This is a genomic window from Pseudomonas sp. NPDC089530, assembly GCF_050280705.1.
Classification (GTDB): domain Bacteria; phylum Pseudomonadota; class Gammaproteobacteria; order Pseudomonadales; family Pseudomonadaceae; genus Aquipseudomonas.
Genome location: NZ_JBNNVU010000117.1, coordinates 1 through 15,241, shown reverse-complemented (window position 1 = coordinate 15,241; position 15,241 = coordinate 1). Strand labels below are relative to the sequence as shown.

14 protein-coding genes and 1 pseudogene are annotated in these 15,241 nt (G+C 63.8%); 7 read left to right on the top strand and 8 right to left on the bottom strand.

Annotated elements, in window-relative coordinates; genetic code table 11:
- Positions 1–48 precede the first annotated feature (48 nt).
- Positions 49–1,227, top strand: a pseudogene (locus tag ACQKQA_RS27245) (uracil-xanthine permease family protein); the annotation flags it as partial.
- A 103-nt stretch (positions 1,228–1,330) separates the two neighbouring features.
- Here ACQKQA_RS27245 and hemH read toward each other — a convergent pair.
- Positions 1,331–2,347, bottom strand: a complete 1,017-nt coding sequence (gene hemH, locus ACQKQA_RS27240; RefSeq protein WP_427564275.1) for a ferrochelatase — start codon at positions 2,345–2,347, stop codon at positions 1,331–1,333.
- Positions 2,348–2,360: 13 nt separating this feature from the next.
- Entirely contained in the window at positions 2,361–3,263 is a 903-nt protein-coding gene (locus tag ACQKQA_RS27235) for a TIGR01777 family oxidoreductase (protein WP_427564273.1), read from the bottom strand.
- Between the two features lie 195 nt (positions 3,264–3,458).
- Here ACQKQA_RS27235 and ACQKQA_RS27230 point away from each other — a divergent pair, with 195 nt between their 5' ends.
- The 3 genes from ACQKQA_RS27230 to ACQKQA_RS27220 all read left to right on the top strand — a co-directional run bounded on the left by ACQKQA_RS27230 (position 3,459) and on the right by ACQKQA_RS27220 (position 6,504).
- Positions 3,459–4,442, top strand: coding sequence for an NAD(P)/FAD-dependent oxidoreductase (locus ACQKQA_RS27230; protein ID WP_427564271.1), 984 nt, complete (start codon positions 3,459–3,461; stop codon positions 4,440–4,442).
- 237 nt (positions 4,443–4,679) lie between these two features.
- Positions 4,680–6,125, top strand: coding sequence for a deoxyribodipyrimidine photo-lyase (gene phrB / locus ACQKQA_RS27225; protein ID WP_427564269.1), 1,446 nt, complete (start codon positions 4,680–4,682; stop codon positions 6,123–6,125).
- A 67-nt stretch (positions 6,126–6,192) separates the two neighbouring features.
- Entirely contained in the window at positions 6,193–6,504 is a 312-nt protein-coding gene (locus ACQKQA_RS27220) for a YkgJ family cysteine cluster protein (RefSeq protein WP_427564267.1), read from the top strand.
- A 7-nt stretch (positions 6,505–6,511) separates the two neighbouring features.
- Here ACQKQA_RS27220 and ACQKQA_RS27215 read toward each other — a convergent pair whose 3' ends face one another.
- The 6 genes from ACQKQA_RS27215 to hemA form a co-directional block, all read right to left on the bottom strand.
- Positions 6,512–7,030, bottom strand: a complete 519-nt coding sequence (locus tag ACQKQA_RS27215; protein ID WP_427564265.1) for an acyloxyacyl hydrolase — start codon at positions 7,028–7,030, stop codon at positions 6,512–6,514.
- 110 nt (positions 7,031–7,140) lie between these two features.
- Positions 7,141–7,932, bottom strand: coding sequence for a glutamate racemase (gene murI, locus ACQKQA_RS27210; RefSeq protein ID WP_427564264.1), 792 nt, complete (start codon positions 7,930–7,932; stop codon positions 7,141–7,143).
- Complete coding sequence (locus ACQKQA_RS27205; RefSeq protein ID WP_427564262.1) at positions 7,925–8,680, bottom strand: molybdopterin-synthase adenylyltransferase MoeB; 756 nt, start codon at positions 8,678–8,680, stop codon at positions 7,925–7,927. Before ACQKQA_RS27205 ends, murI begins: the two co-directional genes overlap by 8 nt.
- Positions 8,674–9,504 carry a peptide chain release factor N(5)-glutamine methyltransferase gene (gene prmC / locus ACQKQA_RS27200; RefSeq protein ID WP_427564260.1) on the bottom strand — a complete coding sequence of 277 codons (831 nt, stop codon included), beginning with the start codon at positions 9,502–9,504 and terminating at the stop codon, positions 8,674–8,676. Before prmC ends, ACQKQA_RS27205 begins: the two co-directional genes overlap by 7 nt.
- Positions 9,505–9,520: 16 nt before the next feature.
- A complete protein-coding gene (prfA, locus tag ACQKQA_RS27195; protein WP_427564258.1) occupies positions 9,521–10,603 on the bottom strand; it encodes a peptide chain release factor 1 in 1,083 nt (360 codons plus the stop codon).
- Positions 10,600–11,886 carry a glutamyl-tRNA reductase gene (hemA, locus tag ACQKQA_RS27190; RefSeq protein ID WP_427564256.1) on the bottom strand — a complete coding sequence of 429 codons (1,287 nt, stop codon included), beginning with the start codon at positions 11,884–11,886 and terminating at the stop codon, positions 10,600–10,602. Before hemA ends, prfA begins: the two co-directional genes overlap by 4 nt.
- Before the next feature lie 183 nt (positions 11,887–12,069).
- On the opposite strand from hemA, the gene ACQKQA_RS27185 reads away from it, so the two are divergent.
- From ACQKQA_RS27185 to ispE, 3 genes are all read left to right on the top strand, one after another.
- On the top strand, positions 12,070–13,794 hold the full coding sequence (locus ACQKQA_RS27185) for a tetratricopeptide repeat protein (protein ID WP_427564254.1): 1,725 nt from the start codon (positions 12,070–12,072) through the stop codon (positions 13,792–13,794).
- Positions 13,795–13,798: 4 nt separating this feature from the next.
- Positions 13,799–14,416 (top strand): lipoprotein insertase outer membrane protein LolB, encoded by a 618-nt coding sequence (gene lolB, locus ACQKQA_RS27180; RefSeq protein WP_427564253.1) that lies wholly within the window; start codon positions 13,799–13,801, stop codon positions 14,414–14,416.
- Positions 14,417–14,418: 2 nt separating this feature from the next.
- Positions 14,419–15,241 (top strand): 4-(cytidine 5'-diphospho)-2-C-methyl-D-erythritol kinase (ispE, locus tag ACQKQA_RS27175; protein ID WP_427564251.1); only part of this gene is annotated, 823 nt, incomplete at its 3' end.

The window sequence follows — 15,241 nt, the reverse complement described above, 5'->3', positions numbered from 1 at the left end:
CCCGCCAGCTCGACGTCCTGGCCGGTGTCCTGGTAGTCGAACACCAGGCTGTCGAGACTCGACCCCAACGTGGCGCTGTTCACGGCGGGTCTCGGGACTCTGCTGTTCCAGCTCGTCACGGGGCGCCAGGTGCCGGTGTTCCTGGCGTCCAGCTTTGCCTTCATTACCCCGATCATTCTCGCCAAGGGCCAGTTCGGCCTGGCCGCGACCATGGGCGGCGTGATGGCGGCCGGTTTCGTTTATACCTTTCTGGGCCTGGCGGTGAAGATCAAGGGCACCGGTTTCATCGACCGGCTGCTGCCTCCGGTGGTGATCGGCCCGGTGATCATTTCCATCGGCCTGGCCATGGCGCCGATCGCTGCCAACATGGCGATGGGCAAGGCCGGTGACGGCACCGAGCTGATCCATTACCAGACCGCGATGATGATCTCGATGCCAGCGCTGCTGACCACCCTGATCGTCGCGGTGTTCGGCAAAGGTATCTTCCGCCTGGTGCCGATCATCTCCGGTGTGCTGGTGGGCTTCGCCCTGTCGTTCTACTTCGGTGTGGTCGATACCGCGAAGATCGCCGCGGCGCCCTGGCTGGCCCTGCCGCATTTCACCGCGCCGGAGTTCAACTGGCAGGCCATCCTGTTCATCGTCCCTGTGGCCCTGGCGCCCGCCATCGAGCACATCGGCGGAGTGATCGCGGTCGGCAGCGTGACCGGTCGCGACTACCTGAAGAAGCCCGGCCTGCACCGCACCCTGTTCGGCGACGGCATCGCCACCACCGCCGCCGGCCTGTTCGGCGGTCCGCCCAATACCACCTACGCCGAAGTGACCGGCGCGGTGATGCTGACCAAGAACTACAACCCGAAAATCATGACCTGGGCGGCGATCTTCGCTATCAGCCTGGCATTCATCGGCAAGTTCGGCGCGCTGCTGCAGAGCATTCCGGTGCCGGTGATGGGCGGGATTCTCTGCCTGTTGTTCGGTTCGATCGCGGCGGTGGGCATGAACACCCTGATCCGGCACAAGATCGACCTGGGCGAAGCACGCAACCTGGTGATCGTCTCGGTGACCCTGGTGTTCGGGATTGGCGGGGTCTTGATCGGTACCGGTACCGGTCCGGACGACTTCGGCCTGAAAGGCATCGCCCTGTGCGCCATCGTCGCGATTGCGCTGAACCTGATCCTGCCGGGCAACGATAGCTGGAAGAACAAGAAGGCTGACGAGCCGCTGATCTGAGGATCCGTGTCAGCTGGAACATCTATCGCGGGCAATCGAGCGTCGACCGGCCGCTCCTACAGACGGTATCGACTGTAGGAGCGGGGCTTGCCCGCGATGTTTTTTACAACGCTAAAGGCGCGCGCTCGCACAGGCTGCTCAATGCCTTGGCCCAATGCGGGTCGTCGTTCAGGCACGGCACCAGCACCAACTCCTCCCCTCCCGCCTCGCGGAACTGCTCGCGACCGCGATCGCCGATTTCTTCCAGGGTCTCGATGCAGTCGGCGACAAAGGCCGGGCACATCACCAGGATCTTCTTCACCCCCTGCCGGGCCAGCTCGTCCAGGCGCGCCTCGGTGTAGGGCTCGATCCACTTGGCGCGCCCCAGACGGGACTGGAACGACACCGACCATTTGCCATCCGCCAGCCCCATGCGTTCGGCAAAAGCCTTGGCCGTTTGCAGGCACTGGCCGCGATAACAGGTGGCGAGCACCTCGGGCGCCGCGTCACGGCAGCAATCGCCTTCCAGGCTATGGCCTGGGTTGAGCTTTTGCAGATGCCGCTCGGGCAAGCCATGGAAGCTCAGCAGCAGGTGATCGAACTCCTGTTGCAGGTGCGGCTTGGCACTGGCCACCAGCGCCTCGAGGTATTCCGGCTGATCGTAGAACGGTTGCAACAGCGAAAACTGCACATCCAGCTGCTTGTCCCGAACCACCCGCCGGGCCTCCTCCACCACCGTGGTCACGGTGCTGTCGGCAAATTGCGGATACAGCGGGGCCAGGGTGATCCGCTTGTGCCCCTGAGCCACCAGGCGCAACAGCGCCGACTCGATGGACGGCTCGCCATAACGCATCGCCAGTTCCACCGGACCATGTTTCCACTCGCGGGTCATGGTTTCCTGCAAGCGCCGGCTGAGCACCACCAGCGGCGACCCCTGCTCCCACCAGATCGAGGCATAGGCATGGGCCGACTGCTCCGGACGCTTGATCAGGATCAGCGATACCAGCAAGCGCCGGACCGGCCACGGCAGGTCGATCACATAAGGGTCCATCAGGAATTGATTGAGGTAGCTGCGCACATCCGCCACCGAGGTGGAGGCCGGCGAACCCAGGTTGACCAGGAGCAACGCGTGATCGGTCATGCAACATCCTATTTCAGAGGCGGCTGGACAGGTCATCCAGGGCCGCGCGCAAATCAGTGAACTGGAAAGTGAATCCGGCGGCCAGCAACCGCGCAGGCACCGCGCGCTGACCACCCAGCAGCAACAACGACAACTCCCCCAGGCCCAGGCGCAAGACAAAGGCCGGTACCGGCATTATGGCCGGCCGGTGCAGGACGCTGCCCAGGGTCCTGGCGAACTCGCGGTTGCGCACCGGCTTGGGCGCGCAGGCATTATAAGGACCGCTGGCGTCATTCCGGTGCAGAAGAAAATCAATCAGGGCGATTTGATCCTTGATATGAATCCACGGCATCCACTGCCGGCCGTTGCCGATCGGGCCACCCAGCGCCAGTTTGAAGGGCAGCAGCAAGCGCGACAAAAAGCCGCCCTCCGCCGCCAGTACCAGGCCCGTGCGAATCAGCACCACACGCATGCCCATGGCCTCGGCGCGCTGCGCGGTCTCCTCCCAGGCGATACACAACTGGCTGGCGAAATCCTCGCTGACGGGGGGCGAGTCCTCGCTCAGCTCACGCTCGCCACCGTCGCCGTACCAGCCCACGGCCGATCCGGAGATCAGCAAACCGGGTTTCTGCCCACGGCCTTCCAGCCAGGCCAGCAGGCTTTCGGTCAGGGTGATACGGCTGCTCCAGAGCAGCGCCTTGCGCTTGTGGGTCCAGAGTCGATCGGCGATCGGGGTCCCTGCCAGATTGACGATGGCATCGACCGTTTCTTCTCCCAGTTCCTCCAGTCGAGCGATGCCACGCACCTGAGCGCCACACAGAGAAGGCACCTGGGCAGGCCGACGACTCCACACCGTCAGCCGATGGCCCTGGGTCAGCCAGTGACGGCAGAGTTGACGTCCTATCAGACCAGTACCGCCGGTCAGCAATATGTGCATGACATCTTCCTCGCGTGGCGTTTTACCCGGATCACTAGTCTATTTTTATAAGCAGGGATCATTTAAATCGGGCAGGCTCTGTGTTTAACAATAGGACACCCTGTAAATCCGATAGCGCCGAAAGTTATACCGAAAAACAAAACTGTATAGATCTAACCACGGCGTAGTCTGCACAGAAAGGTAAACGAGGCCCCTATGACCGTCCCCATTGCAATCATCGGTACCGGCATCGCCGGACTCTCCGCCACCCAGGCGTTACGAGATGCCGGGCATGTCGTGCAACTCTTCGACAAGAGTCGTGGCAGTGGCGGACGCATGTCCAGCAAGCGCAGCGACGCCGGCGCGCTGGACATGGGCGCGCAATATTTCACCGCCAGAGACCGACGCTTCGTCACCGAAGTGCAGCGCTGGCAGGTCAACGGCTGGGCCGCCGAATGGGCGCCGCAGTTGTACAACTCCCACGGTGGCCAACTCACCCCGTCGCCGGACGAACAGACCCGATGGGTCGGCACCCCGCGCATGAGCGCCATCACCCGTGGCCTGCTGGGCGAGACGGAAGCGCACTTCGCCTGCCGCATCACCGAGGTCTACCGTGGTGAACAGCATTGGCACCTGCAGGATGCCGAGGGCTTTACCCACGGCCCGTTCAGCCACGTGATCATCGCTACTCCGGCGCCCCAGGCCACCGCCCTGCTGGCCGCCGCACCCAAACTGGCGAGTGCCGCCGCCGGGGTGAAGATGGATCCGACCTGGGCCGTCGCCCTGGCTTTCGAGACCCCGCTGGAAACCTCGGTGGAAGGCTGCTTCGTACAAGACAGCCCGCTGGACTGGCTGGCCCGCAATCGCAGCAAGCCGGGGCGCGACAATCGCCTCGACACCTGGGTCCTGCACGCCAGCAGCGCCTGGAGCCGCCAGCACATCGACCTGCCGAAAGAAGCGGTGATCGAACAGTTGCACGGCGCTTTCGCCGAACTGCTGCACAGCGCCATGCCCGCGCCGGTCTTCAGCCTCGCCCACCGCTGGCTCTACGCCCGCCCGGCCAGCAGCCATGAATGGGGCGCCCTGGCGGATGCCGACCTGGGGCTCTATGTATGCGGCGACTGGTGCCTGTCCGGCCGCGTCGAAGGGGCCTGGCTCAGTGGCCAGGAGGCGGCCCGTCGGCTGCGTGAACATCTGTAGAGAAACGCATCACCCCGCACAACTTGCTGCTGTCGGCCTGGACAGCAGCCTGCCTTCCCGTCCAGAACCCGCTACGCATCGCTGATCGACCCGCTCCGTGACGCAGCAACCACCCCGAAAAGCTCCACGGCACAAACCGGTACAACCTGTTTGATCCGCACGCCTTTGCTTTTATGATGAAGCAAAGTTGTACAAATTTTCATTCTTGTACACGAACACCTGGAACCGACTCCCCCCATGCAACTGATCTGGCTACGCAGCGACCTGCGCCTGCATGACAATACCGCGCTGAGCGCCGCAACCCAGCGCGGCCCGACCGTGGCCGTGTATCTGCTGAGCCCGAAGCAATGGCAGGCCCATGACGACGCGCCCTGCAAGGTCGACTTCTGGCTGCGCAACCTGCAACGGCTGAGCAGCGACCTGGCCGGGCTGAATATCCCGCTCCTGATCCGTGAGGCGCCGGCCTGGGATCAGGCGCCCCAGGTACTGCTCCAGCTGTGCCGCGAACTGTCCATCGAGGCGCTGCACGTCAACGAGGAATACGGCATCCACGAAAGCCGCCGGGATACCGCGGTGGCCAGCCTGCTGAAGAGCCAGGGGGTGAGCTTCCACAGTTACCTCGACCAGTTGCTGTTTCGCCCCGGCAGTGTGCTGACCAGGAGCGGCGGTTACTTCCAGGTCTTCAGCCAGTTTCGCAAGGTTTGCTACAACCGGCTGTACAGCGCCCTGCCGTCCCGGGTCGCGGCGCCCAGGGCACAGGCTGCGCTCGGGGTAAAGGCCGATGCAGTGCCGCGGCAGGTCGAGGGTTTCCCGACACCCACGCCCTCTCTGCAAGCGCTCTGGCCAGCCGGCGAAGACGCCGCGCTGCAACGCCTGGTGCATTTTGCCGAGGCGCAGCTCGACCACTACCAGGCCGAACGCGACTTGCCGGCCAGGCCCGGCACCAGCCAGCTCTCGCCCTACCTCGCCGCCGGCGTGCTGTCGCCTCGCCAGTGCCTGCACGCCGCGCTGCAACACAACCAGGGCGAGTTCGCCAGCGGCAGCCCCGGCGCAGTCACCTGGATCAACGAACTGCTCTGGCGCGAGTTCTACAAACACATCCTGGTGGGCTACCCACGGGTGTCCCGGCACCGGGCCTTCCGCCCGGAAACCGAGGCCGTGGCCTGGCGCGATGCCCCCGATGAACTGGCGGCCTGGCAGCAGGGCCGCACCGGCCTGCCGATCATCGACGCGGCCATGCGCCAATTGCTGGAAACCGGCTGGATGCACAACCGCCTGCGGATGATCGTGGCGATGTTCCTGACCAAGAACCTGTTGATCGACTGGCGCCTGGGTGAGCGCTTCTTCATGCGCCACCTGATCGATGGCGACCTGGCGGCGAACAACGGCGGCTGGCAGTGGAGCTCGTCCACCGGCACCGACTCAGTGCCCTACTTCCGGATCTTCAATCCGTTGAGCCAGTCACAGAAGTTCGACAGCCAGGGGCGCTTCATCAGGCATTGGCTGCCAGAACTGGCGAGCCTGGATGAAAAAGAGATCCACAACCCAGCGGCCATGGGTGGCCTGTTCGGCGTGGCCGGCTACCCGCCACCGATGGTCGACCTGTCGCTGTCCCGGGAACGTGCCCTGGCGGCCTTCAAGCAGCTGCCGTCGCGGATCGATGCCGAGGGGCATCGGGAATAAGCAGCCTGGAAGACGTCCGTCAGTGGCGTCACACAGCCTGTGCCCACTGCCTTACACTGCGCGCCCTATGACCACTATCACTATCCCTGTCACCCAGATCGCCGAAGCGGCAGTCACCTGTTCGAGCTGCGCCGCCTGCTGCTGCCAGCTGGAAGTGCTGCTGATCACCGAAACCGGGGTACCGGAACGTTTTATCGACACCGACGACTGGGGCGGCGAAATCATGCGGCGGCTGGATGACGGCTGGTGCGCCGCGCTGGATCGCAACAGCATGCTGTGCAGCATCTACGAACAACGCCCGCTGATCTGCCGGGAGTTCGAGATGGGGGAAGCGGAGTGCCTCAACGAACGCCGGGGCATCGCCACGGCGTATCGCTGAAAGGGTCTTACAACGGCATGGTGTAATGCAGCGCGTAGCTCTCGACACCGTCGTTGGGCGTGGCGATGCCGGCGTTGGAATAGTGGGTGGCCCGGATGCCGACCTCATGCCCGCCATTGAAACGCAGGCCGAAACCGAAGCGATCCTCGAACTGGAAGGCAGAACCGAGCTTGTTGTCCTCCACCTCGGTGTTGGCGAACACCGCGACGCCGATCCCCGCCTCGACGTAAGGCCTGACGTTCTGCCCGGCGAATTCGTACACCAGCACCGGCGAGAACGACAGGCTGTGGTTGCTGGATTTCTTGTCGCCGTCCCAGAAGGTATAAGCGCCGCTCCAGTAGCCGGTCAGGCGACCGACATCGCTTTGCAGCCAGCTTTTGTCCCAGTCGAATTGCATGCCCAAGCGGTAGGCCTGGGTCGAGTCGCTGGTCTGTCCCACCGAAAACTCGACACCCGCCGCCTGTGCCGAAAAACTTTGCCCCAACAGCGCGGCCGCAAGCGCAGCCAAACAGAACACTCGTCTCATCAGGAACATCCTTTTTTAACGATCGTATGGTCTTGTACAGGTTCTGCAGTGAGTAGAAATCCGTGCGAGAACAGAAGTTCAGCGCAAATTCCCGCATCCGCATGATCTTCTTATAGCTCGAAGCTTTGTACCGCTCCTGTTTCATTCCAGAGCAACGGCAGGATATGTCTGAAATGATCCGGATTGCCACTGGTCCAGAATCGGGCCTGGCGTGCCGGCCCCATGGCCAGCAGCTCGCGCTCGCCGAGCAAGCGTTCCAGCTGGCGGGCCACCGCGGCCCCGGTATCGATCAGGCTGGTATCCGCGGGGATCATCGGCTTGAGCAGCGGCTTGAGAAACGGGTAGTGGGTGCAGCCAAGGATGATGGTGTCGCAACCGGCCGCCAGCAGCGGCTCGACATAACCCTGCAGCAGTTGGCGCAACGCCGGGCTGTGCAGGTCGCCGGCTTCGATCAGCTCCACCAGGCCCGGGCATGGCTGGGTAATGACCTTGATGTCGGTGGCGAAACGATCGAGCAAGGCGGCGAACTTGGCGCTTTGCAAGGTGCCGGTGGTGGCCAGCACGCCCACCACGCCGCTACGGGTAGCGGCGGCGGCCGGCTTGACCGCGGGCTCCATGCCGACGATGGGCCAGTCCGGATAATCCCGACGCAGCTCGGCGACACCGGCCACAGTCGCGGTGTTGCAGGCCAGCACCAGGGCCTTGGCCCCCTGCTCGCGGAAGAATCCGGCGATCAGGCTGCAACGCTGGCGAATGAATTCGGGGGTTTTCTCGCCGTAGGGAATGTGGCCGCAATCGGCCATGTACAGCAGCGACTCATGGGGCAGCCGCTGCTGGATTTCCGCCAGCACCGACAGGCCGCCGACACCGGAGTCGAAGACGCCGATCGGTGCCTCACGCATGCCGGCCTCCGCAGACGCTGCAGCCCGGATCGCGCTTGACCCGCAGTTCGCGAAAACGCGTGCCCAGCGCGTCGATCAGCAACAGGCGGCCCACCAACGGCTCGCCAAAACCCACCAGCAGCTTCAAGGCCTCAAGGGCTTGCAGGCTGCCCACCAGGCCCACCAGCGGCCCGACCACCCCGGCTTCGCTGCAGGTCAGTTCGGCTTCGCTGCCGTGCCCATATAGACAGTGGTAGCACGGGCTCTCGGGACGACGGGGGTCGAACACCGACAGCTGGCCTTCCAGGCGGATCGCCGCACCGCTGACCAACGGCTTGCCGGCTGCGACGCAGGCGGCGTTCACCGCCTCGCGGGTCGAGAAGTTGTCGGTGCAATCGAGCACCAGGTCCACGGCGGTGACCGCCGCCGCCAGGGAGTCGGCATCCAGCGCAGCGCGATGGGCCACCAGCTGGATGTCGGGATTGATCGCGGACAAGCGCCGCATAGCCGAATCGACCTTGCTTTGGCCGACGCTGGCGGTGTCGTGGATGATCTGGCGTTGCAGGTTGGTCAGGTCGACCGTATCGAAGTCGGCCAGGTGCAACTCGCCGACACCCGCGGCGGCCAGGTACAGGGCCGCCGGAGCGCCCAGGCCGCCGAGGCCGACGATCAGAACGCGGCTGGCCTTGAGCTGCAACTGACCGTCGATGTCGACGTGCTGCAGCAGGATCTGCCGGCTATAGCGCAACAACTCCTGATCGTTCAGCACGGCAGGCGCCCCAGGCTGATGCGTTCATGACCGCCCAGGTCGACACGGCTGTGCACCTCGGCAAAGCCCTGGGTCAGCAACAGATCGCGCACGGCCGGCGCCTGATCGTAGCCATGCTCGAGCATCAGCCAGCCACCGGCCTCGAGATGCCGTGGTGCCTGGGCGATGATCAGGCGCAGATCGTCCAGCCCGTCCTGGCCCGCCACCAGGGCGCTCTCCGGTTCGAAACGCACATCGCCGGCGGCCAGGTGTGGGTCGGCAGCGGCTATATAAGGCGGGTTGCTGACGATCAGCTGGAAACGCTGGCCGTCCAGGGCGCCGAACCAATGGCTGTTCAGCACCGTGACATTGTCCAGTTGCAGACGCTGCCGGTTGCGTTCGGCCAGGGCCACGGCTTCCAGCACCCGGTCGACCGCGGTGACCCGCCACGCCGGGCGCTCGCTGGCCAGGGCCAGGGCGATGGCGCCACTGCCCGTACCCAGGTCGAGCACCCTGGCCGGCGTGGCGGGCAACAGTTCCAGCGCCGCCTCCACCAGCAGTTCGGTGTCGGGACGCGGGATCAGGGTATGGGGCGCCACTTCCAGGTCGAGCTTCCAGAAGCCCTGCTGCCCCAGGATGTACGCCACCGGCTCGCCGGAGCGGCGCCGCTGCAGGTAACTGGCGAAGGTCAAGGCCGCTTCGCTGGGCACGATCCGCTCGGGCCAGGTGTGCAGAAAGCTGCGCGGCTTGCCCAGGGCGGCGGCCAGCAGCAGCTCGGCGTCCAGGCGGGCGGTCGGCGAGTCGGGTAATTGGGCGGCGCGCAACAGGCTGGCGATGATGGTCATTGACTCGTCCCTTCCTTTACTCGCCCAGTGCGGCCAATTGATCGGCCTGGTATTCGGCCAGAAGCGGTTCGATCACCGCTTCGACGCCACCGGCGAGGATTTCGTCGAGGGAGTAGAGCGTCAGGTTGACCCGGTGATCGGTGACCCGGCCCTGGGGGAAGTTGTAGGTGCGGATGCGCTCGGAGCGGTCGCCCGAGCCCACCAGCAGCTTGCGCTCGCTGGCAATCGCATTGGCCGCGGCGCTGGTCTGCTGGTCGTTGAGCTTGGCCGACAGCCAGGACATGGCCCGCGCCCGGTTCTTGTGCTGGGAACGTTCTTCCTGGCACTCGACCACGATTCCCGTCGGAAGGTGGGTGATACGGATCGCCGAGTCGGTCTTGTTGACGTGCTGGCCACCGGCGCCGGAAGAGCGGTAGGTGTCGATCCGCAGATCCGCCGGGTTGATCTCGATGGCTTCCTGTTCGTCCGGCTCGGGCAGCACGGCCACGGTGCAGGCCGAGGTATGGATGCGGCCCTGGGACTCGGTGGCAGGCACCCGCTGTACGCGGTGGGCGCCGGATTCGAACTTCAGCTTGCCGTAGACGTTCTCGCCTTCGACCCGGGCGATGACTTCCTTGTAGCCGCCGTGCTCACCCTCGTTTTCCGAGAGAATCTCCAGCCGCCAGCCACGCCGCTCGGCATAACGCGAGTACATGCGGAACAGGTCGCCGGAGAAGATTGCTGCCTCGTCGCCGCCGGTGCCAGCGCGGATTTCCAGGAACACGTTGCGACCGTCGTTCGGGTCCTTGGGCAGCAGCATGCGTTGCAGGGTGCTTTCCAGTTCGACCAGTTGTTCCTTGGCTTCGCGGACTTCCTCCACGGCCATCTCGCGCACGTCCGGGTCGCTGTCCTTGAGCAGCGCCTGGGCGCCCTCGAGGTCGGCCTGGACCTTGAGCACCTGTTTATAACCTTCGACGATCGGCTCGACTTCCGCGTACTCCTTGGAATAGGTGCGGAACTTGGCCTGATCGGAAATGACTTCGCCGTCGCCAAGCAACGCGGTCAGTTCCTCGAAACGATCCTGGAGGACATCCAGCTTATTGAGCAGTGACGCTTTCATTGCGGTTTTTTATCCGAAGAGTCCGAAGCGCCCTCACCGAGGGCAAAGAGTTCCTGGGCCATGGCCAGCGCATCCAGGCGGCCTTCAGCCGTCAGTCTTTTCAACTGGACGCTGGGCGCGTGCAGCAATTTGTTGGTCAGGCCGCGAGCCAGTTGCATCAGGACATCTTCGGCGCTGCTGCCGTTGGCGAGCATGCGCTGGGCCTTTTGCAGCTCTTCATCACGCAGGCGCTCGCTCTGCTGACGATACGCCTTGAGTACATCCACCGCAGCCAGCTCGCGCAGGCGCACCATGAAATCTTCGGCGCCGACGTTCACCAGCTCTTCCGCCGCCTGCGCCGCGCCCTGGCGGCTCTTGAGGTTTTCGGCGACCACTTCGTGGAGGTCGTCGACGGTGTAGAGGTAAACGTCGTCCAACTCGCCGACTTCCGGCTCGATATCCCGGGGCACGGCGATGTCCACCATGAAGATCGGCTTGTGCTTGCGCAGTTTCAGTGCGCTTTCCACCGCGCCCTTGCCGAGGATCGGCAACTGGCTGGCGGTGGAACTGATGACGATGTCGCTGTGCACCAGCTCCTGGGGGATATCCGACAGCAGTACGGCATGGGCGCCAAACTGTTCGGCCAGGGTGCTGGCGCGTTCCAGGGTGCGGTTGGCGACCACGATGCGCTTGACCCCCAGATCATGCAGGTGGCGGGCGACCAGGGTAATGGTCTCGCCCGCGCCGATCAGCAGCGCCTGGCTGCGTTGCAGATCGCTGAAAATCTGTTTCGCCAGGCTCACCGCGGCAAAGGCCACGGACACCGGGTTTTCACCGATGGCCGTGTCGGTACGTACCTGCTTGGCGGCACTGAAGGTGGCCTGGAACAGCCGCCCCAGCAAGGGGCCGATGGTGCCGGCCTCACGCGCCACAGCGTAGGCGGATTTCATCTGTCCGAGGATCTGCGGCTCGCCCAGCACCAGGGAGTCCAGCCCCGAGGCGACGCGCATCATGTGACGAACGGCCGCATCGTCCTCATGCACATAGGCACTGGCGCGCAGGTCTTCCAGGCTCAGATGGTGGTACTCGGCCAGCCAGCGCAGTACCACATCTGCCGAAAGGTGATCCTGTTCTATATAGAGTTCACTGCGATTGCAGGTGGAGAGGATCGCAGCTTCGCGGCTGTCGGTAAGGCGGCAGAGCTGCTGCAGGGCCTCAACCAACTGCTCAGGGGTAAAGGCCACGCGCTCGCGGACGTCTACTGAAGCAGTCTTGTGGTTAATACCGAGTGCAAGGAAGGCCATTCAAGGTCGCTGATGATGTCGAGAAGCCGACAATTGTCCTACTTCGAAAGATTCAGAACAACCACTGCCGACTATTGTCCCAATAGACTGCCTCTAACCGGCATCCGCCGAGTCTCGGTTATGTTTGGCCGAAGGCTTGTGTCATGATGCTCCGACCGCAGGTTAGTCATCCTCTTCCTTAATATGAATAGATCGTCCGCGCTGCTCCTCGCTTTTGTCTTCCTCAGCGGCTGCCAGTCCCTGGCTCCCGTTTCGCCGGGCGGTGCGCCGCCGGTGGAAGAAAGCACCCCGGCTCCCGAAAAGCCCAAGGTTTACTCCTCGTTCAGCGAAGACACGATCTTCAGCCTGCTGAGCGCGGAACTGGCTGGCCAACGCAATCGTTTCGACATTGCCCTGGACAACTATGTCACCCAGGCCATCAACACCCAGGACCCGGGCATCTCCGAGCGGGCCTTCCGCATCGCCGAATACCTGGGCGCCGACCAGGCCGCGCTGGACACCTCGCTGATCTGGGCAAAAAACGCCCCCGACGATCTGGAAGCCCAGCGCGCCGCCGCCATCCAGCTGGCCCGCAGCGGGCGTTACGACGACTCCATGGTCTATATGGAGAAAGTCCTCCAAGGCAAAGGCGATACCCATTTCGACTTCCTCGCGCTGTCGGCCGCCGACACCGACCAGGACACCCGCAACGGCCTGATGAAGAGTTTCGACCGCCTGCTGCAAAAGCACCCGAACAACGGCCAACTGGTGTTCGGCAAGGCACTGCTGCTGCAACAGGATGGCGACACCCGCGAAGCGCTGAAACTGCTGGAGCAGCACCCGCCGGAAGAAGGTGAAATCGCCCCGATCCTGCTGCGCGCGCGCCTGCTGCAGAGCCTCAGCCGTGCCGACGAAGCCCTGCCGCTGCTGGAAAAAAGCATTCGCAAATACCCGGACGACAAGCGCCTGCGCCTGACTTACGCACGCATGCTGGTCGAGCAGGACCGCATGGACGATGCCAAGGCCCAGTTCTCCAGCCTGGTCCAGCAGTACCCGGAAGACGACGAGCTGCGTTATTCCTTGGCGCTGGTCTGCCTGGAAGCCAAGGACTGGCAAGAAGCCAAAGGCTACCTGGAAGACCTGATCGCCCGGGAAAGCCACGTCGATTCGGCACACCTGAACCTGGGTCGCATCGCTGAAGAGCTCAACGATCCCCAGGGCGCGCTGGCCGAATACGGCCAGGTCGGTCCCGGCAACGATTACCTGCCGGCCCAATTGCGCCAGGCCGATATCCTGATGAACAACGGCCGTACCGCCGAAGCGGAAAAACGCCTGGCCGCGGCCCGCGACACCCAACCGGACTACACCATCCAGCTGTACCTGATCGAGACCGAAACCCTGTCCGCCAACAAACAGGGCGACAAGGCCTGGAAGATTCTCCAGCAGGCCCTGCAGCAATACCCGGACGACGTGAACCTGCTCTACACCCGGGCGATGCAGGCCGAGAAGCGCAACGACCTGGCACAAATGGAAAAGGACCTGCGCCTGATCATCAAGCGCGAGCCGGACAACGCCATGGCGCTGAACGCCCTGGGCTACACCCTGTCGGACCGCACGACCCGCTACGCCGAAGCCAAGGCCCTGATCGAACAGGCTCACCAACTGACCCCGGACGATCCGGCGGTGCTCGATAGCCTGGGCTGGGTGAACTATCGCCTGGGCAACCTCGCGGAAGCCGAGCGCCTGCTGCGCCAGGCACTGGAACGCTTCCCCGATCAGGAAGTCGCCGCGCACCTGGGCGAAGTGCTCTGGGCCAATGGCAAGCAACGAGAGGCCCGGCAGATCTGGAGCAAGTTCCTCAAGGACCAGCCCGACAGCCCTGTCCTGCGCGGTACCATCAAACGCCTGACCGGATCAGAGACCCTTTAAGACTATGTTTTTGCGCCACTTTATCATTTTCAGCCTTATCGCCCTGCTCGCCGGCTGTTCGGGTTTCGCCACTCGCGAGTCCGTCGAGGGTCACGGCAGCCCCGCGTTATGGCGCGAACACAAACAGCAACTGGTTGGCCTCGACGGCTGGCAGATCAACGGCAAGATCGGCATTCGCGCCCCCAAGGACTCGGGCAGCGGCACGCTGTTCTGGCTGCAGCGCCAGGACTACTACGACATCCGCCTGTCGGGCCCGCTGGGTCGCGGCGCCGCCCGCCTGACCGGCCGTCCCGGCCAGGTCGCGCTGGAAGTCGCCAACCAGGGCCGTTATGAAGCGCCGACCCCGGAAGCCTTGCTCGAAGAACAGTTGGGCTGGAAACTGCCGGTCTCCCACCTGGCCTGGTGGGTTCGCGGGCTGCCCGCTCCCGACAGCAAGAGCCGCCTGACCCTGGATGGCGACAGCCGCCTGTCCAACCTCGAACAGGACAACTGGCAGGTCGAATACCTCAGCTATGCGCAACAGAACGGTTATTGGCTGCCCGAGCGGATCAAGCTGCATGGCCAGGACCTTGACGTCACCCTGGTGATCAAGGAATGGCAACCACGCAAGTTGGGGCAGTAAACATGAGCGCGCCACGCCTGAGCCTGCCCTCCCCGGCCAAGCTCAACCTGATGCTGCACATTCTCGGTCGTCGCGAAGACGGCTATCACGAGCTGCAGACGATCTTTCAGTTTCTCGACTACGGCGATGAAATCACCTTCGCCGTCCGCGATGACGGGGTCATTCGCCTGCACACGGAATTCGCCGGCGTACCCCACGACAGCAACCTGATCGTGCGCGCGGCCAGGCAACTCCAGGAACAATCCGCCTGCCCCCTGGGCATCGACATCTGGATCGACAAAGTCCTGCCCATGGGCGGCGGCATCGGTGGCGGCAGTTCCAACGCGGCGACCACCCTGCTGGGCCTGAACCATCTCTGGCAACTGGGCTGGGATGAGGATCGCCTGGCCACGCTGGGCCTGAGCCTGGGTGCCGACGTCCCGGTTTTCGTGCGTGGCCATGCGGCTTTCGCCGAAGGCGTGGGAGAAAAACTCACCCCGGTAGAACCCGAAGAGCCCTGGTATCTCGTGCTGGTGCCGCAAGTCTCTGTAAGTACAGCAGAAATTTTTTCAGATCCGCTGTTGACACGTGACACTCCGCCCATTAAAGTGCGCCCCGTTCCCAAGGGAAACAGCAGGAACGACTGCCTTCCGGTAGTCGCAAGGCGTTATCCAGAAGTACGTAACGCTTTGAATTTGCTAGGTAATTTTACCGAAGCAAAACTGACTGGAACTGGAAGTTGTGTGTTTGGGGGCTTCCCAAGCAAAGCTGAAGCTGATAAAGTCTCGGCCCATTTTCGCCAGGTACTCGCCCGCCGCGCTGTCGAGCATGATGGCGTTCGACGGC